The sequence below is a fragment of the Borrelia crocidurae genome, from assembly GCF_000825665.2.
Taxonomy (GTDB): Bacteria; Spirochaetota; Spirochaetia; order Borreliales; family Borreliaceae; genus Borrelia; species Borrelia duttonii.
The window spans coordinates 416-1,059 of the sequence record NZ_LN609267.1 but is presented as its reverse complement, the minus strand read 5'-3'; the positions used below and the strand labels follow the sequence as shown (position 1 = coordinate 1,059).

General features: G+C 24.5%; 1 protein-coding gene and 1 pseudogene. Both read left to right on the top strand.

The genetic code is table 11. The annotated features are described in order from the left end of the window. Positions 1–203: 203 nt before the first annotated feature. Positions 204–305 (top strand): annotated as a pseudogene (locus tag BN1173_RS04815) (DUF228 domain-containing protein); the annotation flags it as partial. A gap of 22 nt (positions 306–327) precedes the next feature. Continuing rightward, positions 328–552, top strand: a complete 225-nt coding sequence (locus BN1173_RS00005) for a DUF228 domain-containing protein (protein WP_180338380.1) — start codon at positions 328–330, stop codon at positions 550–552. Positions 553–644: the final 92 nt, after the last annotated feature.

Genomic DNA, 644 nt, shown 5'->3' with positions numbered 1-644 from the left:
AATTATTGCTAAATGATGATATTTTGATATTTAATTGTTGCGTTATTTTGATAATTAAATTTTGCATATTAATTATTACTAGTTTCAATTTACAATGCCTTATAAATGATGAGGTGTTTTTTGATATATGCATATTAATTTTTGTATGCTGATTTTAAAGATAAATATCAAAATTCTAGTAATTCAGGCGGCTTTGTAAAAGTAATTGTGATAAAGTTGAAAACCATCCAATTAAAGGCTCTTTATATAAGAGAGGAGTAAAGTTAGCATTTGATGATAATGGTTATTATGTTCCTAGTGTATAAGCTGGTGGTGTTAATGATATACATGGACAGTAGTATCAATAACAGAAATTTTGAAGACTATTTACTAGCCAATAATTCAAAAATTAAATGTGGTGACAGGCTATTATTTAATAGCTATGGAATGCTTAAGAAAGTTAAGAGTATTCATCATTATAAAAAGAATATTATATGTAATGCTATTGCAATTTCAGATTCAGTTTTTGATGAGAAACAGGGACATTATTTACTAAAAGTAAAAATTTATTGAACCATTACTTTATTTATTTTGGATAAAGATTAATTATTTTATAAATATTGTGCTCTACTTATATGAGCAATTTGTATCAATATGATGAAGAA